The sequence below is a fragment of the Streptococcus thermophilus genome, from assembly GCF_010120595.1.
Classification (GTDB): Bacteria; Bacillota; Bacilli; order Lactobacillales; family Streptococcaceae; genus Streptococcus; species Streptococcus thermophilus.
In genome coordinates, this window is sequence record NZ_CP038020.1 from 1,047,084 (window position 1) to 1,069,868 (window position 22,785).

21 protein-coding genes, 3 tRNA genes, 1 other RNA gene and 1 pseudogene are annotated in these 22,785 nt (G+C 39.3%); 23 read left to right on the forward strand and 3 right to left on the reverse strand.

Annotation, left to right across the window (positions count from 1 at the left end; translation table 11 throughout):
• Positions 1–477: 477 nt before the first annotated feature.
• From parC to E3C75_RS05570, 12 genes and pseudogenes are all read left to right on the forward strand, one after another.
• Complete coding sequence (gene parC, locus E3C75_RS05515; protein ID WP_100262190.1) at positions 478–2,934, forward strand: DNA topoisomerase IV subunit A; 2,457 nt, start codon at positions 478–480, stop codon at positions 2,932–2,934.
• A gap of 164 nt (positions 2,935–3,098) precedes the next feature.
• Positions 3,099–4,121, forward strand: coding sequence for a branched-chain amino acid aminotransferase (locus tag E3C75_RS05520; RefSeq protein WP_100262189.1), 1,023 nt, complete (start codon positions 3,099–3,101; stop codon positions 4,119–4,121).
• A 118-nt stretch (positions 4,122–4,239) separates the two neighbouring features.
• Positions 4,240–4,470, forward strand: coding sequence for a DUF2969 domain-containing protein (locus E3C75_RS05525; protein WP_002950172.1), 231 nt, complete (start codon positions 4,240–4,242; stop codon positions 4,468–4,470).
• 60 nt (positions 4,471–4,530) lie between these two features.
• Positions 4,531–4,611: transfer RNA gene (locus E3C75_RS05530), tRNA-Tyr, on the forward strand.
• A gap of 68 nt (positions 4,612–4,679) precedes the next feature.
• Positions 4,680–4,751 (forward strand) — tRNA-Gln (locus E3C75_RS05535).
• Positions 4,752–4,871: 120 nt separating this feature from the next.
• Positions 4,872–6,074 (forward strand): 30S ribosomal protein S1, encoded by a 1,203-nt coding sequence (gene rpsA / locus E3C75_RS05540; protein WP_084828591.1) that lies wholly within the window; start codon positions 4,872–4,874, stop codon positions 6,072–6,074.
• Between the two features lie 68 nt (positions 6,075–6,142).
• Positions 6,143–6,214 (forward strand) — tRNA-Arg (locus tag E3C75_RS05545).
• A gap of 294 nt (positions 6,215–6,508) precedes the next feature.
• Positions 6,509–6,858, forward strand: a transfer-messenger RNA (tmRNA) gene (gene ssrA / locus E3C75_RS05550).
• 43 nt (positions 6,859–6,901) lie between these two features.
• Positions 6,902–7,522, forward strand: a complete 621-nt coding sequence (locus E3C75_RS05555; RefSeq protein WP_014621341.1) for a DUF3862 domain-containing protein — start codon at positions 6,902–6,904, stop codon at positions 7,520–7,522.
• A 263-nt stretch (positions 7,523–7,785) separates the two neighbouring features.
• A complete protein-coding gene (locus E3C75_RS05560; RefSeq protein WP_014727379.1) occupies positions 7,786–8,277 on the forward strand; it encodes a TVP38/TMEM64 family protein in 492 nt (163 codons plus the stop codon).
• Complete coding sequence (locus E3C75_RS05565) at positions 8,255–9,490, forward strand: aminoacyltransferase (RefSeq protein WP_084825857.1); 1,236 nt, start codon at positions 8,255–8,257, stop codon at positions 9,488–9,490. The genes E3C75_RS05560 and E3C75_RS05565 overlap by 23 nt, the downstream gene beginning before the upstream one ends.
• Positions 9,491–9,588: 98 nt before the next feature.
• Positions 9,589–10,550 (forward strand): annotated as a pseudogene (locus E3C75_RS05570) (Gfo/Idh/MocA family protein).
• 40 nt (positions 10,551–10,590) lie between these two features.
• Here E3C75_RS05570 and E3C75_RS05575 read toward each other — a convergent pair.
• From E3C75_RS05575 to E3C75_RS05585, 3 genes are all read right to left on the reverse strand, one after another.
• Entirely contained in the window at positions 10,591–10,893 is a 303-nt protein-coding gene (locus E3C75_RS05575) for a DUF1827 family protein (protein WP_084825858.1), read from the reverse strand.
• 9 nt (positions 10,894–10,902) lie between these two features.
• Entirely contained in the window at positions 10,903–11,361 is a 459-nt protein-coding gene (locus E3C75_RS05580; RefSeq protein WP_002950198.1) for an NUDIX hydrolase, read from the reverse strand.
• A gap of 142 nt (positions 11,362–11,503) precedes the next feature.
• A complete protein-coding gene (locus tag E3C75_RS05585; protein ID WP_084828592.1) occupies positions 11,504–13,762 on the reverse strand; it encodes an ATP-dependent Clp protease ATP-binding subunit in 2,259 nt (752 codons plus the stop codon).
• 240 nt (positions 13,763–14,002) lie between these two features.
• Here E3C75_RS05585 and argF point away from each other — a divergent pair, with 240 nt between their 5' ends.
• The 11 genes from argF (at position 14,003) to E3C75_RS05640 (ending at position 22,670) form a co-directional block, all read left to right on the forward strand.
• Positions 14,003–14,983 carry an ornithine carbamoyltransferase gene (argF, locus tag E3C75_RS05590; protein ID WP_100262187.1) on the forward strand — a complete coding sequence of 327 codons (981 nt, stop codon included), beginning with the start codon at positions 14,003–14,005 and terminating at the stop codon, positions 14,981–14,983.
• A 68-nt stretch (positions 14,984–15,051) separates the two neighbouring features.
• Positions 15,052–15,282 (forward strand): DUF1797 family protein, encoded by a 231-nt coding sequence (locus tag E3C75_RS05595; RefSeq protein ID WP_011225686.1) that lies wholly within the window; start codon positions 15,052–15,054, stop codon positions 15,280–15,282.
• A gap of 269 nt (positions 15,283–15,551) precedes the next feature.
• A complete protein-coding gene (locus E3C75_RS05600) occupies positions 15,552–16,232 on the forward strand; it encodes an amino acid ABC transporter permease (RefSeq protein WP_014608117.1) in 681 nt (226 codons plus the stop codon).
• The gene (locus E3C75_RS05605) at positions 16,232–16,966 is read left to right on the forward strand and encodes an amino acid ABC transporter ATP-binding protein (protein WP_002950207.1); all 735 of its coding nucleotides are present in this window, start codon (positions 16,232–16,234) and stop codon (positions 16,964–16,966) included. The genes E3C75_RS05600 and E3C75_RS05605 overlap by 1 nt, the downstream gene beginning before the upstream one ends.
• Before the next feature lie 173 nt (positions 16,967–17,139).
• The gene (locus E3C75_RS05610; protein WP_084828595.1) at positions 17,140–17,616 is read left to right on the forward strand and encodes a ferrous iron transport protein A; all 477 of its coding nucleotides are present in this window, start codon (positions 17,140–17,142) and stop codon (positions 17,614–17,616) included.
• Positions 17,613–19,751, forward strand: a complete 2,139-nt coding sequence (gene feoB / locus E3C75_RS05615) for a ferrous iron transport protein B (protein ID WP_084828596.1) — start codon at positions 17,613–17,615, stop codon at positions 19,749–19,751. Before E3C75_RS05610 ends, feoB begins: the two co-directional genes overlap by 4 nt.
• An 11-nt stretch (positions 19,752–19,762) precedes the next feature.
• Positions 19,763–19,903, forward strand: a complete 141-nt coding sequence (locus E3C75_RS05620) for a FeoB-associated Cys-rich membrane protein (protein WP_002950212.1) — start codon at positions 19,763–19,765, stop codon at positions 19,901–19,903.
• A 246-nt stretch (positions 19,904–20,149) separates the two neighbouring features.
• Positions 20,150–20,362 (forward strand): alpha/beta fold hydrolase, encoded by a 213-nt coding sequence (locus tag E3C75_RS05625; RefSeq protein WP_084828597.1) that lies wholly within the window; start codon positions 20,150–20,152, stop codon positions 20,360–20,362.
• 248 nt (positions 20,363–20,610) lie between these two features.
• Positions 20,611–20,802 (forward strand): alpha/beta fold hydrolase, encoded by a 192-nt coding sequence (locus E3C75_RS05630; RefSeq protein ID WP_002950214.1) that lies wholly within the window; start codon positions 20,611–20,613, stop codon positions 20,800–20,802.
• A 173-nt stretch (positions 20,803–20,975) separates the two neighbouring features.
• Positions 20,976–21,830 (forward strand): bifunctional methylenetetrahydrofolate dehydrogenase/methenyltetrahydrofolate cyclohydrolase, encoded by an 855-nt coding sequence (locus E3C75_RS05635; RefSeq protein WP_111679416.1) that lies wholly within the window; start codon positions 20,976–20,978, stop codon positions 21,828–21,830.
• Positions 21,831–21,833: 3 nt separating this feature from the next.
• The gene (locus E3C75_RS05640; RefSeq protein WP_111679418.1) at positions 21,834–22,670 is read left to right on the forward strand and encodes an NAD(P)H-hydrate dehydratase; all 837 of its coding nucleotides are present in this window, start codon (positions 21,834–21,836) and stop codon (positions 22,668–22,670) included.
• Positions 22,671–22,785: the final 115 nt, after the last annotated feature.

Genomic DNA, 22,785 nt, shown 5'->3' on the forward strand with positions numbered 1-22,785 from the left:
TTTGGAGACCCTGAAAGTTTTTTAGAGGTAAGGCTTCTCATGATGATTTTACAGGTAAGTATGATTGGCTAAAAAGATGGAGTTTGCCTACAATCATAAAGAGAATGAGAGATGACGGCTTATGCTGAGGAGGAACTCTCTAATCACTGATTCAATAATCTATTTTAAACACTTTAAACTACAGAAAGGATTGTTCGGTTACTTGCAGTAACTAAATTCCTTTTTCTATAGAAAACCACTCAACATTCTTTGAAAGGAGTTGAACACGCCCTAAATACTGTGTGAAAATTCCTTCTCCACCATTTAACAACGTATTTTAAACTTTACAGAAAGGGTCGTTTGGTTACTGAATGTAACTGAACACGGGACTAATTTCTTAGGAAAAGTAGATAAATCGCCTTGGCTTCATCAACCTTGCATCGGTTTCCTATTTTTCTACAGAGATTTTCGGCAAGCCGAATCGTCCCTTTGTATCTTATGTCTAACATTCAAAACATGTCCCTTGAGGACATCATGGGAGAGCGTTTTGGACGCTACTCCAAATACATCATTCAGGAGCGTGCGCTTCCTGACATTCGTGACGGTCTGAAACCCGTTCAACGTCGTATTCTTTATTCCATGAATAAGGATGGCAATACCTATGACAAAGGCTATCGTAAATCGGCTAAGTCTGTTGGTAACATCATGGGTAATTTCCACCCACATGGTGATAGCTCTATTTACGATGCCATGGTGCGTATGTCCCAGGACTGGAAGAATCGTGAAATCCTAGTTGAGATGCACGGTAACAATGGTTCTATGGACGGTGATCCACCAGCGGCTATGCGTTATACCGAGGCACGCTTGTCAGAGATTGCTGGGTACCTTCTTCAAGATATCGATAAAAACACTGTTCCTTGGGCTTGGAACTTTGATGATACAGAGAAGGAACCAACCGTTTTACCTGCAGCCTTTCCAAACCTTTTGGTCAATGGTGCGACAGGGATTTCTGCTGGTTATGCTACAGACATTCCGCCACATAATCTGGCAGAAGTCATCGATGCCGTTGTTTATATGATTGACCATCCATCTGCTAAACTGGATAAGTTGATGGAATTCTTGCCTGGACCAGATTTCCCGACAGGTGCTATTATTCAGGGGAAAGATGAGATTCGTAAGGCTTACGAAACTGGTAAGGGCCGAGTAGTCGTGCGTTCGCGTACTGAAATTGAACAACTCAAAGGTGGCAAGAAACAGATTATTGTTACTGAAATTCCTTACGATGTTAATAAGGCAGTTCTTGTTAAAAAAATTGATGATATTCGAGTCAATAACAAGGTTCCAGGCATTGCAGAAGTTCGTGATGAGTCTGACCGTTCAGGCTTGCGTATTGCTATCGAACTTAAGAAGGATGCTGACAGCCAAACCATTCTTAACTACCTTTTGAAATATACGGATCTGCAGGTCAACTACAATTTCAATATGGTGGCTATTGATCATTTCACCCCACGTCAAGTGGGCTTACAAAAGATTTTGTCTAGCTACATTGCTCACCGTCGCGATATTATCGTTGCTCGTTCAAAATTTGATAAGGAAAAGGCTGAAAAACGCCTTCATATTGTTGAAGGGTTGATTCGTGTTATCTCAATTTTGGATGAGGTTATTTCCCTTATCAGAGCTTCTGAAAATAAGGCAGATGCCAAGGAAAATCTTAAAGTCAGCTATGATTTTTCAGAAGAACAAGCCGAAGCTATCGTGACCTTGCAACTTTATCGTTTAACAAATACGGATATCGTCGCTCTCCAAAATGAGGAAGCCAATTTACGTGAACAGATTGCGACCTTGGCTGCCATCATTGGTGATGAGCGTACCATGTTTAATGTCATGAAACGTGAACTTCGTGATATTAAGAAGAAATTTGGAAATGACCGTCGTTCAGAGTTGCAAGCAGAAACCAAGACTATTGAAATTGATACCGCAAGTCTGATTGTTGAAGAAGAAACCTATGTCAGCATCACTCGTGGTGGTTATGTCAAACGTACTAGCCCACGATCTTTCAATGCTTCGATGATTGAAGAAGTTGGAAAACGTGATGATGATGATTTGATTCTGGTTCAGCAGGCTAAGACGACACAGCATCTCTTGATTTTTACCAATCAGGCCAATGTGATTTATCGTCCAATACATGAGTTACCAGATATTCGTTGGAAGGATCTAGGAGAGCATTTATCACAAACTATAACTAATTTTTCGAAAGATGAAGAAGTGCTTTATGCAGAAATCCTGGATGATTTTGAAACTGGTACTTACCTGGCAACCACTAAGCTTGGTCAAATTAAACGTTTCGAACGTAAGGAATTTACGCCATGGCGTACCTACAAGTCTAAGTCGGTTAAATATGGTAAACTCAAGGATGAAAGTGATGTGATCGTCACAGTAACTCCAATTCAATTGGATGATATCATGATTATCACTCAAAAAGGATATGCCCTTCGTTTCAATGCGGATGAAGTTCCAGTGGTTGGTGCTAAGGCAGTAGGTGTTAAGGCAATCAATCTTAAGGATGACGACAAGGTTCAGGCCGTTTTTGTGGCAAATACGCAAAGTTTCTACTTACTTACACAACGAGCTAGTCTCAAACGTGTGGCGACGTCCGATATTCCACGGACTAAGCGAGCTGGTCGAGGTCTCCAGGTTCTTCGTGAGCTTAAGACCAAGCCTCACTGTGTCTTCACAGCTGGCCCAGTCTTTACAGAAAATGCTGGAGCTGAGATAGATCTTCTAGCAACACCAGTAGAAGAGACTCCTCAGATCTTGTTTGTAATAGCTACGACAGGTGAAACTGCAGAGGTTGATTTATCACTTCTTAATCTGTCAGAGCGTACTAGCAACGGAAGTTTCATTGAAGGACTAGCAGATAAGGAAGTCTTCTCAGCCAAAATTCTTAAAAAATAGAGTTAAGAAAGCTTTGTTCTCTTACTAGAGGGCAGAGTTTTTTTCTTTGGCTGACAAAATAACTCTTATAAAATAATTGTCAGAATTTTGCAACATAACATTGAAATTTTCAATGAAAAGGACTATACTAGAAAGCACATAGTAACAGAAAAGAGGACATACACATGACGGTTGATTTAGACTGGGAAAATATAGGATTTAATTACCGTAAACTTCCATTCCGTTATATTTCATATTACAAAGATGGTAAATGGGATGAGGGGCAATTGACTGAGGATGCAACCTTGCACATTTCAGAATCGTCTCCAGCCCTTCACTATGGTCAAGAAGCTTTTGAAGGTCTCAAAGCTTACCGCACTAAAGATGGCTCTATTCAATTGTTCCGTCCAGATGAAAATGCCAGACGTCTACAACGTACTGCTGATCGTCTTTTGATGCCACAAGTTCCAGTGGAAAAATTTGTAGATGCTTGTAAAAAAGTAGTCCGTGCTAATGAAGAATACGTCCCACCATATGGTACTGGCGCAACACTTTATCTTCGTCCACTCTTGATTGGGGTTGGAGACATTATTGGTGTTCACCCGGCAGATGAGTATATCTTTACAATTTTCGCTATGCCAGTAGGGAGCTACTTCAAAGGCGGATTGGCTCCAACGAATTTCCTTATCCAGGACGAATATGACCGTGCAGCACCACATGGTACAGGTGCTGCTAAGGTTGGTGGTAACTACGCGGCAAGTATGTTGCCAGGGAAAATTGCCCATGATTCTAATTTCTCTGATGTTATCTACCTTGACCCAGCAACCCACACTAAGATTGAAGAAGTCGGTTCTGCAAACTTCTTTGGGATTACAGCAGATAATGAGTTCATTACTCCGCTTAGCCCATCTATCTTGCCATCAATTACGAAATTCTCATTGCTTTACCTGGCTGAAAATCGTTTTGGTATGAAAGCTATTCAAGGTGATGTTAAGATTGCCGAGTTGGATAAATTTGTCGAAGCCGGTGCCTGTGGTACAGCTGCTGTTATCACACCAATTGGTGGTGTACAACACGGTGATGACTTCCATGTCTTCTATTCAGAAACAGAAGTCGGACCTGTAACACGGAAACTTTATGATGAGTTAACAGGTATCCAATTTGGTGACGTTGAGGCCCCAGAAGGATGGATTGTCAAAGTTGACTAATTCCAAGTAAATAAATGATTATTTTAAAGCTTGCCCTTGCAAGCTTTTCTCTTTTTCGGTAAAATTAAGGACATACACTAAGAAAGGATGGCTCGAATTAGGTATCGGGTATAGATCTATGAGTAAAAAAGACAAAAAAATTGAAATCCAAATCAAAGATGCCAAAGTCATTGTAAACAAAGCAACCATTGAAGGTTTTGAGCTTCTTGTTGGAAAGAAAGTCATCGGACAAATTGTAGAAATCGATGGAAAGTTTGCCGTTGTTGATAAAGAAAATGTAGCAGGTTTCCACAAGAAAATGGATGATGCAATAGCTGCCATTATCGAAGCCTACAATCTTAATCATTAAAATCCAAAGTAAAGGCTTGCTTTGATCAAGAAACTGTGTTATACTGTTTCTTGTTCTTAAGGAGAGATAGCGAAGAGGCTAAACGCGGCGGACTGTAAATCCGCTCCTTCGGGTTCGGGGGTTCGAATCCCTCTCTCTCCATGTCTAAGAAACTGAATCGGAATATACGATATCAAGTGCTTAGATGTTTTTTTATAGCATTTTGTTATTGGGGTATAGCCAAGCGGTAAGGCAAGGGACTTTGACTCCCTCATGCGTTGGTTCGAATCCAGCTACCCCAGTCAATGGTATCGGGTGCATTGGCACCGTCTATGTTAATAATTGTCTTTGCGGGTACCTTGAAAAATATATTGTTATCAAGGGTCAGAATTGGCTGGCTCTTGTTGGAGGATTTTTTTAGAATGAACGAATTTGAAGAATTGCTAAATAGTGTTAGCGAAGTTAGCACAGGTGACGTTGTAACAGCTGAAGTTATCTCAGTAGATAATGATCAAGCAAATGTTGTTATCGAAGGAACAGGTATCGAAGGTGTTTTGACACGTCGTGAATTGACAAATGAACGTGACGCAAACGTTGCCGACCTTGTTAAAGATGGTGAAACACTTGAAGTGCTTGTTCTTCGTCAAGTTGTTGGTAAAGATACTGATACTGTAACTTACCTTGTATCTAAAAAACGCTTGGAGGCTCGCAAAGCTTGGGATAAACTTGTTGGTCGTGAAGAAGAAGTTGTTACTGTTAAAGTAACACGTGCTGTTAAAGGTGGACTTTCAGTTGAATTTGAAGGACTCCGTGGATTTATTCCAGCCTCAATGATTGATACTCGTTTTGTTCGTAACACTGAAAAATTCGTAGGTCAAGAATTTGACGCTAAAATTAAAGAAGTTGATCCAGCTGAAAACCGTTTCATCCTTTCACGTCGTGAAGTTGTTGAAGCAGAAGCTATAGAAGCTCGTAAAGAAGTCTTCTCTAAACTTGAAGTTGGTTCAGTAGTAACTGGTAAAGTTGCTCGTTTGACAAGCTTCGGTGCTTTCATTGACCTTGGTGGTGTAGACGGACTTGTTCACGTGACTGAATTGTCTCACGAACGTAACGTTTCACCTAAATCAGTTGTATCTGTTGGTGATGAAGTTGAAGTTAAAGTTCTTGCTATCGACGAAGAAGCAGGACGTGTATCACTCTCACTTAAAGCAACAACACCTGGACCATGGGATGGTGTTGAACAAAAACTTGCTGCTGGTGATGTAATCGAAGGTAAAGTTAAGCGTTTGACTGACTTTGGTGGTTTCGTTGAAGTATTACCAGGAATCGATGGACTTGTTCACATCTCACAAATTTCACACAAACGTGTTGAAAATCCAAAAGATGTTCTTTCAGTAGGTCAAGACGTTACTGTTAAAGTTCTTGAAGTAAACGCTGATGCAGAACGTGTATCACTTTCTATCAAAGCTCTTGAAGAACGTCCAGCTAACGCTGAAGGGGAAAACAACGAAAAGCGTCAATCTCGTCCACGCCGTCCAAAACGTCAAGAAAAACGTGACTACGAACTTCCAGAAACTCAATCTGGATTCTCAATGGCGGATCTTTTCGGAGATATCGAATTGTAAGATAATAAAGAGACATGGAAACATGTCTTTTTTTATATTATATAGTATGCTATAATAGTATACTGTTAGCACCCTTAGTGTAATGGATATCACGTAAGATTCCGGTTCTTGAGATAGGGGTTCGATTCCCTTAGGGTGCAAAGTGGAAACGTTGAGAGCGTAGTGCTTTCAGCGTTTTTTAGTTGTTAAATCTATCAAGAGTGCTCTTTAAATTCAGGGAATGTTAGAAAAGGTAACTGATATATAGTATCTTTAGAGTTTAGGGAGAAAGTCAATGAATAGTAATTTGTAATAATAACCGAATTATCTATTTCTGTAAATTGGGTAGAAAGCTAGATGCTAATAAATTGTACATAGTCTATACTTTTGTGTATATCTTGGTAATTTTTTGCTATTTATTAAAAATTTTGCTATAATAATCAATATCTCATATTGGGGTCGTTACGGATTCGACAGGCATTATGAGGCATATTCTGCGACTCGTGTGGCGACGTTAACGCTCAGTTAAATATAACTGCAAAAAATACTAATTCTTACGCTGTAGCAGCCTAAACACCTGCTCGCGTGACTTCTAGCAGATTGCTTATGTTTGTTTAGAAGTTTTATTGATTTATAAGCTACGTTCGATCATTGCCTAGCTGGTCGAAAAGAGATTTATAGGCTCGCATATAGAAGGCTTGAGTTATGTGTCGCCTATCTGTTAAATGAAAGACATAACCTATGGTCGTAGACGAATATGTTGGCAGATGCTTGGACGTGGGTTCGACTCCCACCGGCTCCATAAAAACTTGAGGCGTCAGCCTTTTATTTGTGTATAGTAACTTATTATGAAAAAATTTTTGTCTTTGACCGTTTTAGGTGTCTCACTTGTTTCCTTAGCTGCTTGCGGAAATTCTTCGTCTAAGACTGAGACGAAAGGTTCTTTGGATAATGAAGCATCAAAGGTTTTAACTGTTAAGCATGGAAATGTTCGTCAGAACTTTGATAAGATTATCATGGCAAATGCTTCTCAGGAGTTTTCTGGGGGATCAAATCTTGATAGTTTGAAGGGGTGGTTTGGTGAGCCAACATCAACTAGTCATGAGCAGGCAGGAGACGCCACGCTTGATGTCTATAATTGGCAGTATGATAATGTTGTTGTTACAGCAAAACTTTTTAACAATAGTACCGTTGTTAAGTCAATTTCAACTTTTTCTTACGTTCGGGATTCTAAAATCACTTTGAAAATGTATGAAGATCTTAAAAATGGAACTAGCTATGATAATGCGGTCAAAACACTTGGGGTACCAGATGTTTATTCTATCGCTGTTTCTTCTGATGCGACAATGACACAAGCACTTTGGTCATCTAACCTTGTAACTAAGAAAGGGAAAACAGGTAGCCTTACTCTTAACTTTAAAAATGGTACCTTGGAAAACAAGTCTCAAGAAAATTTGATTAACAAGTAATCACAGTAAAAGATGCCTTTCTAAATCAATGAAGGTATTTTTTTGTTATAATAAAAGGAGTGATTAAATTTGTGAAAATGTAATGACTAAAAAGGGTATTTTTTATAGGGATAGCAGGTTTAATTCTGGTAATCTTATGGCTTCTTTTAAATAACTTTATCCCCAAAATCAAGAAATAGAGGAATGCTAATCATGATCAAACCTTTTTAAAATTGGTTTTTAAGCAGGCAAATTTTTTAAATGCACTTGTTCTTATTAGTCTCATGATTCTGTCATTAGCTATTTTTGGAGTTTCAAGTTCTATTTTTTGTATTTTTGTTGGGCTACTTTATGCCCCTTTGCTTTCAATTCCCTTGAATATTATAGGTAATACTTTTGATAATTTGACTAGAATTGAAATTTTAAGAAGACTTGATAAGTCTAAACGTATGGAGAAACTCCTAAACTATGATGAGTACTTTAAACATCGCTTTATTGGTATTTTCCTAGCATTCTCTATTCCTTTTATCCCATCAGCTTTGGTCAATTACGCTTATGTTCAGATGAAATTACCCACAAGGACAAGGATTTTAGCGCCACTAATTGGGATGACCCCACTCTCCGTTATTTATGCTGTCAGTGGGGATTTGTTGCTTAATTGTCGTCCAATCCGACTACCGTTAGTGGCAATACTTGTTCTCTTGCTGTTTATCTCACTAGTAATTTACTGTATCCATTTTAGGAAGGAAAAAAATGAGCTTTATTCAAGTAACTAAAGAAGAATTTAATACACATGCTCAACAGGTTTCTGAGCGTTCTTTTATGCAAACTGAAGAAATGGCTAAGCTTCTTGAGAAACGTGGATTTAGCATTAGCTATGTTGCCTGGAAAGAAGGTAACCAAATAGAAGTTTCAGCGATTGTCTATAGTATGCCTATGACCGGTGGGCTTCGTATGGAGGTGAATTGTGGACCAATTCACTCAAGTGTGGCTCATCTAAGTGACTTTTACCAATGTTTGAAGGACTATGCTAAGGCAAATGGTGCTCTTGAACTGGTAATCAAACCTTATGATACTTATCAAATCTTTGATAGTAATGGTGAACCAATAAGTAGTGAGCAGAAGCAATTGATTAGTCAATTGACTGACCTAGGTTATAGTTTTGATGGTTTGCAGACAGGGTATCCTGGTGGTGAGCCCGATTGGCACTATGTTAAAGAATTGTCTGGGATTGAAGAAAAAGATCTCATCAAATCATTCAGTAAAAAAGGGAAACCTCTTGTAAAAAAAGCCAAAACATTCGGTATTAAACTGAAGAAATTGAAACGCGATGAGTTATCTATTTTTAAAGAAATCACTTCAGCGACCTCTGATCGTCGTGAGTATAGTGACAAATCTTTAGATTATTATCAAGATTTTTATGATGCTTTTGGTGATAATGCTGATTTTATGGTAGCTACCCTGAATTTTCAAGATTACTTTGATCATTTAGAGAGTAATCAGGCAAAGTTGAGAGCTAGAATTGTCAAATTACAAGCTGATTTAGAGACCAATCCAAAATCTGAGAAAAAACAAAACCAATTGAGGGAGCTATTAAGTCAGTTTGAGACTTTTGATGTTCGCAAGGGCGAAGCAACTGCCTTTATTGACAAGTATGGTCAGGAAGACATTGTTCTAGCCGGAAGTCTTTTCGTTTACACACCTCAAGAGGCAGTCTATCTTTTCAGTGGCTCTTACCCTGAATTTAATAAGTTTTATGCACCTGCACTCTTGCAGGAGTATGTGATGACACAGGCTATTAAACGTGGTATTGGTTTCTATAATTTCCTTGGTATCATGGGCATCTTTGATGGTTCTGATGGGGTTTTGCGATTTAAACAAAACTTTAATGGTTATATCGTTCGTAAGATGGGAACTTTCCGTTATTATCCACAACCGCTAAAATATAAAGCCATTCAAGGAGTTAAGAAACTGCTTGGACGTAACTAAGTCTCGGAGGGCTTCTATGGGAGTCCTCTTTCATTATAGTTGTGTTTATGGAATTACTCCATGTATAAAAGCGTTTAGAGAAAGAAGGAGGTAGTTTAATGAAACTCGCACTATTAGGTACAGGAATGATTGTTACAGAGGTCCTTCCTGTGTTAACGACTATTGAGGACATTGAGCTGAAGGCTATAATGTCGACACCACAATCACTTGATAAGGCTGAAACTTTAGCCAAACAATATGGTCTAACTCAGGCGACAAGTGATTATGAAGCCATCTTGTCCAATCCAGATGTTGACACCATTTATGTTGGAACACCTAATCATACTCACTATGATTATGCCAAGCAAGCACTTCTGGCTGGCAAGCATGTCATCTGTGAGAGACCTTTTACCCTGCATTTGGAAGAGTTCGAAGAGCTGATTAAGCTTGCTTAAGAAAAAGAGCTTCTCTTGATAGAAGCAATAACAAATCAATATTTGGAAAATTTTAAAGTTATCAAGTACTCCTTATCTGAAATTGGTGATATCAAAATTGTCAACATCAATTATTCCCAATATTCGTCACGTTACGATGCCTTTAAGCGATGAGAAATTGCTCCTGCCTTCAATCCTGAAATTGGTGGTGGAGCGCTTAGAGATCTTAATATCTATAATATTCATCTTCTTGTTGGTCTTTTTGGAAATCCTAATCGTGTGGAATATCTACCGAATGTAGAGCGAGGAGTAGATACTTCAGGAATTTTAGTTTTGGACTATGGTAACTTTAAGGCTGTTGCCATTGGAGCAAAGGACTGTAGTGCTGAAATTCGCTCAACTATTCAAGGTGATAAGGGAGCTATTACCATTTTTGGTGCAACCAACACCCTTCCTGAAATTGGTCTTACTCTTAATGGTCAAGAAGAGATTGTGACTAATCTTAATAACTTAAACCATCGTATGTATGATAAATTTGTAGCTTTTGAAAAATGATTGCGACAATGGATTTTGAAAGTGTTGCCAAGCAGTTGAAGCATAGCCGCCAGGTTATGGAAGTCTTGGACCAAGCTTCTAAAGTCTTATAAAAAAGAAGCTGTGGCGGTTGGCTACGGCTTCTTTTTGAATTTATACAGTTGTTGGGAATGAGATCTCAATTAATTTATCTGTGTGTACTGTTCTTAGTTTGTCCATCAAAACGATGTCTTTGTCAATTTTTCGTTTGAGGAAGAATTCACGGATAACTTCTAATTCGTTGTCCTTAACAGCACGGTGTTTATTTGAAATCAGAAGTTCGTAATGTTTCGGTGCTTGTGTAAAGACAACATCTGTATTTCCAGCAGAGTATGTCTCTACAAGAAAGGCATCTGTATTATCGAGTTGATTGTTTACTAGTTCTTGATGGGTCCGGGTTGTATTAATGAGTTTCATAGTTTCCTCCTAGGATTTGGCAGTTAGTGTATTGCTTGCTTTCCATTGTTCGATTCCCCATTTATGGCTACCACGTTTTAGCTTGGCAATTGCTTCATCAATTGGAAACCATGCCAGGTTGTTGAAATCTTCAAGGGGCTTTCCAATCTCTGAAAAATCTACAACTTCATAAATGTAGGCTGGATTGTAGTAGTATGTGTCACGATGGCTTGAATAAAAGTATTCGTCAGCTTGTCCATAGTACTGACCTAAAGTGGCTGTGTACCCAATTTCTTCAATTAACTCGCGTTTTAAGGCACTAAAGTGATCCTCACCTGCTTCGATTTCTCCGCCTGGGAGAAACCAAGCTTCATTAGGAGCCTGCACTAAAATGATCTTTGTCTTGTCTTGGTTAGGAATTACAGCATAAACACCGTAACGTGTTTGATAATGAGCTTCCTCAACCTTGTCACCAAATGTTGGATTCATGAGTTGCTCCTTAGGTTTATTTTCCTACATTATACTAAAAAACTCCTCATTTTCCTATTGATTTAGGCAGAATTAGGGATAATTTTACAAAGAGAAAATGTAAAAGTATAAAAAACCAAGTCATTCGACTTGGTTTCTTTCCTTAGTTGACTTCTTTTAATGCTTCAGTTTTCTGAGAAGTTTTTTCAGTTTTTTGAGCAGATTTAATGGTGATGTGTCCCTTTGAAGTCATTACAGCCTTGAGATCTTTTTCATTTGGATTTTTAAGGTAGAAGTCTGTAATGGCATCTTCGATGTGGTCTTGGATTGTACGACGCAATGGTCGAGCACCCATCTTAGGATCATAACCAAGGTCAACCAGTTTTTCCTTAACTTTATCAGTTACACTGAGGTGGATACCGTTGTTTGCCAAGCGTTGGTTGACGCCATCAAGCATAAGGTCCACGATAGTAAGGAGATTTTCCTTGCTTAGGGCAGAGAACTCGATAATACCGTCAAAACGGTTCATGAATTCAGGACTGAAGAAATCTCCGAGGTGGTTGATAACAGAATTGGTACGATTCTCACGAGCAGCTCCAAAACCTACACTTGCTTCCACTTTACCAGTACCAGCATTTGAAGTCATGATGATGATGGTATCTTTGAAACTTACAGTTCTCCCTTGACCATCAGTCAGACGACCATCATCAAGTATCTGAAGGAACATGTGAAGCACATCTGGGTGAGCTTTTTCAACCTCATCAAGGAGAATGAGTGAATAAGGGTTACGGCGGACCTTTTCAGTTAATTGCCCAGCTTCGTCGTAACCAACATAGCCTGGAGGAGCACCGACCAATTTAGCAACAGCGTGTTTTTCCATGTATTCTGACATGTCAAAACGAATCATACTATCAGATGAACCAAAGAGCTCGATGGCTAACTGTTTGGAGAGTTCAGTTTTACCGACTCCTGTAGGGCCTACAAATAGGAAGCTACCAATTGGGCGGTTTGGTGCACCAAGTCCAACACGATTACGGCGGATAGCTTTGGCAATCTTATCAACTGCGGCATCTTGGCCAATAACATGCGCCTTAAGGTCATCGGCGAGGTTGAGAAGTTGAGATTGTTCTTTTTCTTTTAAATCACCGATAGGAATATTGGTTTTTTGCTCGACAATGGCTTCGATATGTTTTTCAGTAATGATAGGCATATCTTGGTCTTTGATGGTTTGCTGTTGCATTTCCTTGTATTTAGCAATTTGGTCACGGAAATAAGCAGCTTTTTCAAAGTCTTCGTCACGAGTAGCCTGAGCTTTAAGATTCTCAGCTTCAATCAAACGTTTATCGAGGTCCTTAGGATCGATAAAATTGAGGGTTAAATTCATCTTAGAGCCAGATTCATCGAGAAGATCGATGGCCTTGTCTGGCAAGAAACGGTCCTGAATGTAGCGGTTGGATAATTCTGCAGCTGCAGTAATGGCTTCATCAGTGTATTTGACATGGTGGTAGTCTTGATATTTAGGCTGGATACCACGCAAAATTGTGATTGTTTCCTCAACTGTTGGCTCATCTACCTTAACAGGTTGCATACGACGTTCGAGTGCCGCATCTTTCTCAATGATACGGTATTCGTTGAGTGTTGTTGCTCCAACAAGTTGAAGCTCTCCACGGGCAAGTGCAGGTTTTAAGATGTTTCCAGCATCCATATTGCCGTCCCCAGTATTACCAGCTCCTACAATTTCATGGATTTCATCAATAAAGAGGATAACATCCTGACGTTGGCGGATTTCCTCCATGAGCTTTTGCATGCGTTCTTCGAACTGGCCGCGGATACCAGTCCCTTGAACTAGGCTTACAACATCAAGACGGATAACTTGCTTGCTTTGGAGTTTTTGTGGCACATCTCCATCAACGATTTTTTGGGCAAGTCCTTCGACTACTGCGGTCTTACCAACACCAGGTTCACCGATAAGAACAGGATTGTTCTTGGTACGGCGGTTCAGAATTTCGATGACGCGAATGATTTCTTCGTCACGACCAATGACAGGATCAATGTCTCCACGACGAGCAATATCTGTGATATTAATTCCAAATTCTTCGAGAAGGCCTTGAGGTTGTTGAGGGGCTTGTTGACGTGGTCCTCCAGGACGGCCTGGACCACCGTTTCCACGGTTACCTCCCTCTTGTGTTGGAGGTGTATTAGGAAGGTCTCCGTTAGAAGAACGGAAGTTGTTTAGGTCACTGAAGAAATCGTCGAAGAAGTTGGAACCTCCTGCTTGATTGAATTGGTTAAGGGGGTTCTCTGGATCAGATTTCATGATTTTATAACAATGTTGACAGAGGTCAACTTGTTGCTGATTACCATTTACGTTGGTATACAAATGGATACTAGCTTCATTAAGGTTACAGTTTTGGCAGAGCATATCAGTACCTCTTTCTATCTGAGTTGGGAAAGACCTTTATTTGAAAATATATTGGTCAAAAAAGGTCAAATCTATGATTCTATTATAGCATGCATTAGTTATATTGCAAGTAAAAAGAATCTATTTTTGGCAATTGAGGAACAAGATTGCTAAAAATGAGTTTTAATACAAAATTACTTGTTGAAAATACATAAATATAATATAATATTTTATATTATTCAGAATGAAAGAGAGATACCTATGACACAAACTAAATCCTTCTTGAAAGAAATCGACTTTACTAAACAGGAACTAGAGGAGTTGATTGATTTATCTATAAAATTTAAACAGTTAAAGAAAAATAGAATTCCGCATAAATATTTAGATAGTTTAAATATTGCATTGATTTTTGAAAAAACATCGACAAGAACCCGTTCAGCCTTCACTGTGGCTGGTCAGGATCTAGGAATGAATGTAACCTATCTTGGTGCTGGAGACATTCAGCTGGGTAAGAAGGAATCGGTTGTTGATACGGCCAAGGTCCTTGGTTCTATGTTTGATGGAATCGAGTACCGTGGTTTTAAACAAGAGGATGTTGAGGACTTGGCTAAGTACTCTGGTGTTCCGGTTTGGAACGGTTTGACAGATACTTGGCATCCAACTCAGATGATTGCGGATTTCATGACCTTGAAGGAGCACTTTGGTAGTCTAGAGGACTTGACCATTGCTTATATTGGAGATGGTCGTAACAATATTGCTAATTCTCTCTTGGTGACATCGGCTATCTTGGGCGTTAATGTTAAGATTATTTCGCCAGAAATACTTCAGCCAGAGGCTGATATTGTAGAGCTAGCTCAGAAACATAATAATGGGGCTGACATAACCATTACAGATGATATCTCAGAGGTTAAAGGAGTGGATATTCTCTATACTGATGTCTGGGTTTCTATGGGCGAAGAGGTAGATTTTAAATCAAGGATAGATTTACTATTGCCTTATCAAATTAACGTAGGCTTACTTGCTAAGGTCGAAAATCCAGATATCATCGTTATGCATTGTCTCCCAGCATTTCATGATCTTAATACTCAAATCGGACAAGAAATTTATGAAAAATATTGTCTGGCTGAGTTAGAAATTACAGATGAAGTATTTCATAAATACAGTGAAATCATCTTCCAAGAAGCTGAGAATCGTATGCATTCAATCAAGGCTATTATGTACAATTCCTTGAAAAATATTTAAAATTCCCCCATTTTTCCCGTAAGTGTGATAAAATAAGTAGGAAATACACAATTTATAGGAGAGATAACATGGAATCACATTTGGTGAGAATCATTAACCGTCTGGAAATGATGGCGGCTGATGGTGGTAATTCGAAACGTAATTTTGAACGTGAAGGAGTAGTTGTTGCTGAAGTATCATTTAGTAACGATCCTGAAAATGGTCCAGTGTACATATTGCGTGACGTTGAAGCTCGCGAGTCATACTCGTTTGATAGCATCGACTTGATTGCAATGGAAATCTACGATTTGCTTTACTAATAATTAATTTGGATCCTCAGATAGGGGTCCAAAAATTCAAAATGCCTGGGACTCAATAGTTTCAGGTGTTTTTTTAGGGCGAGAGTTTCGGTTTATGCTTGTTTTAATTGCAAAAAAAATGGAGTCACTTCAAAAGTTTTCGTAGAGTTTTTGATTGCTATGTCAATCATTATTTTTTTATACCGAAATATCGCATTTATAAGAAAAATACTTTATTATTATACAGTCTTCTGATATAATATTGAAGAATATTAGTAAGGAGTATCTTGATGAATTTTTCATTTCTACCACAGTTTTGGTCTTACTTTAACTATGGTGTCTTAGTAACAATTATGATTTCAGTCTGCGTGGTCTTCTTTGGAACCATCCTTGGTGTCTTGGTATCCTTGGCCAAACGTTCTGGAATCAAACCATTGGAGTGGTTAGTAAGCCTTTATGTTTGGGTTTTCCGTGGAACACCTATGGTTGTACAGATTATGATTGCTTTTAACCTTATCCATATGAATCTTCCAACTGTTCAGTTTGGGATTTTGAATCTTGATTTGTCACGTATCGTTCCAGGTATTATCGTCCTTTCTTTGAACAGTGGTGCTTATATTTCTGAGAGTGTGCGTGCAGGTATTGAGTCTATTCCTAAAGGTCAGATTGAAGCAGCTTACTCACTTGGTATCCGACCATGGAATACCATGCGTTATGTGGTCTTGCCTCAAGCTATTAAAAATATCTTGCCTGCCTTGGGTAACGAGTTTGTCACTATTATCAAGGATAGTTCACTCTTGCAAACTATCGGGGTTATGGAGTTGTGGAATGGTGCACAAACTGTTGCAACGACAACCTACTTGACTTTGACACCACTCTTGTTCGCAGCCTTCTATTATTTGATTGTGACAACGGCTATGACTGCACTTTTGAAACAAATGGAAAAACGACTTGGGAAGGGACGTAAATAATGGCAGAAACAATTATTGAGATTAAAAATCTCCACAAGTATTTTGGTAAAAACAAAGTTCTCAAAGGGATTGATTTAGATATTAAAAAAGGTGAAGTAGTGGTTATCATTGGTCCTTCAGGATCTGGTAAATCAACTTTCCTACGCTCAATGAACTTACTTGAAACGCCTACAAAAGGGGTGATTTCCTTTGAAGGTGTAGATATTACAGACAAGAGCAACGATATTTTCAAAATGCGTGAAAAGATGGGAATGGTTTTCCAACAGTTCAACCTCTTCCCGAATATGACGGTTAAAGAAAACATCACTTTGTCACCGATTAAAACTAAGGGTGTTTCTAAAGCTGATGCTGAAGCTAAGGCTATGGAGCTTTTAGAAAAGGTTGGGTTGAAAGATAAGGCAGATGCCTACCCAACGAGTCTATCAGGTGGTCAGCAACAACGTATTGCGATTGCTCGTGGTTTGGCTATGGATCCAGACGTTCTCTTGTTTGACGAACCCACATCAGCCCTTGACCCAGAAATGGTTGGTGAAGTTCTTGCAGTTATGAAAGACCTCGCTAAATCAGGGATGACAATGGCAATCGTTACCCACGAAATGGGCTTTGCCTATGAGGTAGCTGACCGTGTCATCTTTATGGATGGCGGTGTTATTGTCGAAGAAGGCACGCCACGAGAAATTTTCGACAATACCAAGGAAGAGCGTACTAAGGATTTCTTGAGTAAGGTTTTGTAAGATATCTATTAAGCATATAAACATTGTCTGTGAAGACTGGAAGCTTTCCAGTCTTTTTCTGTTTGTGTTTTTTCTTTTCTAGAATCATTCTTGTTTAGGATAATATTACGGAAAAGATGGATAAATATGCTATAATGATGTCATATCAAAACTAATTAAGTAGGTAAAGAAAGATGCTCATATATGATGCGGTCTTAAAAACACCTTACCGAATTCTTGGCATTAACCTCCCTAAGGATAGTCTTTTGCATTTATCTAACCTAGGGCTGGCTGCTGGTGAAACTATTGAGGTGGTAACTAAGACCAAGAACAGCGCTATTATTATTGTTAAAGGTAGTCGCTTAGCCTTTGATGCTTCGATTCTGGATAAAATTGATTTGGCTCCTGCAGAGGAGGACCAGAAAAAAATCCCTCTTTCTGAACTACCAGTCGGACATTCTGCCATAGTTACGGATATCTTCTCAGCAAATGAAACCAAACGACGTCTTATGGATATGGGAATTACAAAGCGTACACGTGTTTTGTTGCGTAAAGTAGCACCTTTGGGAGACCCCCTAGAGATTAGTTTGAGAGGATATGAATTAACCTTACGCAAGTCAGAAGCGCAAATGATTAGTGTGGTCATGTTGGACGAGGGAGAGGAAAAATGACAGAAATTGCATTAATAGGTAATCCTAATAGTGGTAAAACCAGTTTATTCAACCTAATAACAGGACATAATCAGCGTGTTGGGAACTGGCCAGGGGTTACTGTTGAGCGAAAGAGTGGTCTGGTCAAAAAGAATAAGGATTTAGAAATCCAAGATTTGCCAGGAATTTACTCAATGTCACCCTACAGTCCTGAAGAAAAGGTGGCGCGTGATTATTTGTTAAGCCAAAGGGCTGACAGCATTTTAAATGTGGTTGATGCGACAAATTTGGAGCGTAACCTTTATCTTACAACGCAGTTAATTGAGACAGGTATTCCAGTCACTATTGCCCTCAATATGATTGACGTTTTGGATGGTCAGGGAAAAAAGATTAATGTAGATAAATTGTCTTACCATCTAGGTGTGCCAGTAGTGGCCACCAGTGCCCTCAAACAAACTGGTGTGGATCAGGTAGTGAAAAAGGCAGCTCATACAACGACTTCTACGGTTGGTGACCTTGCCTTTCCAATATACGATGATAGGTTGGAAGCTGCCATTTCGCAAATTTTAGAAGTCTTGGGAAATTCGGTGCCACAAAGGTCTGCGCGTTTTTATGCCATTAAACTCTTTGAACAGGATTCTTTAGTTGAGGCTGAGCTAGACTTGTCCCAATTCCAACGAAAAGAAATCGAAGATATCATTCGTATCACTGAAGAAATTTTCACAGAAGATGCGGAGTCAATTGTCATTAACGAGCGCTATGCTTTTATCGAGCGTGTTTGTCAGATGGCTGAGAGTCATACAGAAGATTTCGCTTTAACCTTGTCGGATAAGATTGATAGGATTGTTACCAATCGTATTTTGGCTTTGCCAATTTTTGCAGTAGTCATGTATTTGGTCTACTTCTTATCTATCCAGACCGTTGGAACCATGTGGACAGACTGGGCTAATGATGTCCTCTTTGGTAAGTATGTTCCTGATTTGGTATCTTCTGGTCTTGATTATCTCCAAGTTCAGGATTGGCTTAAGTCTCTGATTGTTGATGGTATTGTAGCTGGGATTGGGACGGTACTTGGTTTCCTTCCTCAAATCTTCGTGCTATTTATCTGTTTAGGTGTGCTTGAAGATATTGGTTATATGAGTCGTATAGCCTTTGTTATGGATCGTATTTTCCGTCGTTTTGGACTATCTGGAAAATCCTTTATTCCCATGCTGATTTCAACAGGATGCGGTGTTCCAGCAGTTATGTCTAGCCGGACTATTGAAAATGAAAGGGATCGTCGGATTACCATTATGACAGCAACCTTCATGCCTTGTTCGGCCAAGTTGGAAATTATTGCTTTAATTGCAGGGGCCTTCTTCCCTGGTAATTCTTTTGTGGCACCAAGTACCTATTTTATTGGGATAGCTACCATCATCTTATCAGGTATCGCTCTCAAAAAGACTAGTTTTTTAGGTGGTTTGACAAGTCCTTTTATCATGGAATTACCTGCTTACCACTGGCCAAAAGTTCTATCAGTCTTACGTTATGCTTTTGGTAAGGCCATGAGTTTTGTTAAACGTGCGGGAACAATTATTTTCAGTTTGACTGTCCTGATTTGGTTCATGTCCAACTACAACTTTATGTTACAGAACGTTGATACGGAAGTGAGTATCTTAGCAACTTTGGGTAAAGACTTGTCCTGGATTTTTGAGCCTCTTGGCTTTGGGAATTGGCAGGCAACAGTTGCTGCTCTCACAGGTTTAGCAGCCAAGGAGACAGTTGTTGCCACCTTCGGGATTCTCTATCATAACAGTAGTGAAGCTGGTTTGGCTACGGCTCTGCAAGCAGATTATTCAGCTCTAGCTGCTTATTCTTTCTTGATTTTTAACTTACTTTGTGCACCGTGTTTTGCAGCTATTGGGGCTATTAAGCGTGAAATGGCTAATCTGAGATGGACGGTTGGAGCTATTGTTTTTCAAACAGGTTTGGCTTATTGTGTCAGCTTGATTTTATATCAATTTGGTCAAGTTCTCCTTTATGGTAATCCAATATCGCTTTGGACACTTGTAGCAGTCTTGTTTTTAGTGACTATGATTTACTTCGTTGTTCGTAAACCTCGTCAAATTAAGGATAAGATTATTACCTTGGAAAATCTTCAAGAAGCTAATAGTTAGGAGAAGTTGTTATGTCTACATTTATCATTGCTTTTATTATTTTCGCTTTGACTGGTTTAGGTATTCGTTACTATATTAAAGGAAAAGGATCTTGTGGAGATTGTGAGTGCTCTTGCCCGGTCAAAGAAGAAATGCATAAAGCTAATCACTAATGGAATATAAGAAAATGATCTCTAATTTGGATAAGGGGTCATTTTTTCTTACAATTGTGAGGAATGTATAAAGGTTGCCTAAGAGAAAGTATGATATGATGACATTGAAAGAATCTAGCGTGACTTAATAAAGGCGAAATGAAAGAAATGGGTTTAAACAGAGAGATTGTCCTAATTCATGAGACCTGATGTGCTGGTAATATCTAGAGAGAATTTGCGACAGGTCTCCGTCAGATGGAGTATACGGTGCATACACCTAGCTTTCGTTACCATGACTTACCATATCAAGACTGTCTGAATAAAGTTGGTGCCGTAACTTTGCAGGATTATCGAGATGATTTGGTGGCTTTGATTGAAAGTTTAAATCAGCCACCGCTTCTTTTGGGACACTCTTTAGGTTTTCTAGTGGCACAAATGGCTGCTAAAAAGACAGAGATTGCTGGTATGATTTTCATGTGACCAGCTCTGACAGCTAATATTTTTGCCTTTTATCCAACCATGCTAGCTTGTTTCGGCAAACACTTTTTACGTTGTTTTTTTTTGGAAAAAAGACATTCCGCCTTATAAAAAAGAATTTTTTCAAGTATTGTATGAATGAGCAAGAGGAGTCTTTGAAAGAAGAAGTCTTTGCGACACTAGTGTTTGAGTCAGGTAAAGTTTACACTCAGATGGCCCTTCATTGATTTGATAAGACAAAGGCGGCTTACGTGGATTTTAGTAACACTTCATGTCTTGTTCTTGTGATTGCGGGGGCTAAGAATAAGATGACTCATCCTAATATTGCTAGAAGAACAGCTAAGAACTACCGTGATTCAGTTCTTGTTTCACTAACGGGTGCAGATCACATGTATGAAAGTGGTAAATTCCAGCAAAAGACCTTAAGAGTTATTGAGGGGTAGAGTCAGCAAAATGGTTTTGTAAATTAATTATGAAGAATAATCAGACGAAGTTGGGACAAGTTCCCAGCTTTTTGTGTTTCATTTTAAATGTCTTTTTGAAAATTTTGAAAATTAAGTCACAAAGAGGCCTTCCTATGGTATAATTGAAAAAAAAGTATGTATTGGAGAACACCATGGCGATTATAATGGACGGTAAGGCCCTAGCTGTTAACATGCAGGAGCAATTGCAAGAAAAGGTAGCACGTCTAAAAGAAAAGGAATGGATTGTTCCAGGACTAGTGGTAATTATGGTTGGAGAAAACCCTGCCAGTCAAGTTTATGTGCGTAATAAGGAACGAGCTGCTAAAAAAGCTGGCTTCCATAGTAAGACGGTCAATCTTTCTGAGAGTATCAGCGAGGAAGAACTGATTGAGGTCATTGAAAAGTACAATCAGGATCCGCTTTTCCATGGGATTTTGGTTCAATTGCCATTGCCAAATCATATTAATGAAATGCGTATCCTTTTGGCTATTGATCCTAAAAAGGATGTGGATGGTTTCCATCCTATGAATACAGGGAACCTCTGGAATGGACGTCCTCAAATGGTGCCTTGTACACCAGCGGGAATTATGGAAATTCTCCGTGAGTACAATGTTGAATTGGAAGGTAAGACAGCAGTTATCATTGGACGCAGTAATATTGTAGGTAAGCCTATGGCACAGCTTCTCTTGGATAAAAATGCCACAGTTACTTTGACCCACTCACGCACGCCACATTTGGCTAAAGTTTGTAACAAGGCCGACGTTTTGATAGTGGCTATTGGCCGTGCAAAATTTGTAACAGAAGAATTTGTCAAAGAGGGTGCTGTTGTCATTGATGTGGGAATCAACCGCGATGAAGAAGGTAAACTCTGTGGTGATGTTGATTTTGATCAAGTGAAAGAGAAGGTTAGCATGATCACGCCTGTCCCAGGAGGTGTAGGACCTATGACTATTACCATGCTGATGGAACAGACCTATCAAGCTGCTCTTCGTAGTTTGAAAGGATAGCTTATGAAAGTTGATGATGACTTAGTTAGGCAAGTGATAAGACCTAGATTGAGAGAGTCTCACAAGGGCTCTTATGGTCGAGTGCTTTTGGTTGGTGGACTTTATCCTTATGGTGGCGCCATCATTATGGCTGCTATTGCCTGTGTCAACAGTGGTGCGGGCTTGGTTACAGTTGCTACAGATCGTGAAAATATCATAGCTCTTCATGCTCACCTTCCTGAAGCTATGGCCTTTGACCTAAGGGAGACTGAAAGATTTCTTGATAACCTTAGAGCAGCAGATGTTATTTTAATCGGCCCTGGTCTAGGTGAGGAGGAGACAGCTGATTGGGCCTTGGAGTTGGTCTTGGCAAATATTAGGTCAAACCAGAACTTGGTTGTTGATGGTTCTGCTCTTAACCTTTTGGCAAAGAAAAATCAGAGCAGCTTGCCAAAGTGTCACCTTATACTCACTCCCCATCAAAAGGAATGGGAAAGACTGTCTGGTTTAGCTATTTCAGAGCAGTCGGTTTCCAATACTCAAAGAGCCTTAGAGGAGTTCCAAAGTGGAACAATTCTAGTTGTCAAGAGCCATAAGACAGCTGTTTATCAGGGAGCAGAAGTAGCCCATTTAGAGGTCGGTGGACCCTATCAGGCAACGGGTGGAATGGGAGATACCTTGGCTGGTATGGTTGCTGGATTTCTTGCCCAATTTGCCTCAACTGACTCTTACAAGGCGGTCATCATTGCGACCTGGCTCCACTCAGCTATTGCGGATAATATCGCTGAAAATGCTTATGTGGTTTTGCCGACTCGCATCAGCAAGGCTATTCCTAGCTGGATGAAAAAATTGTCATTATAAATCTGAAAACATGTCTCAAATTGAGGCAAGTTTTTTTAAATTTCGATATTTTTTTAAGCTTGCTGAAGATGATTTGTGATAAAATATAATAAAATTCTTATAAGAACATAGAGGA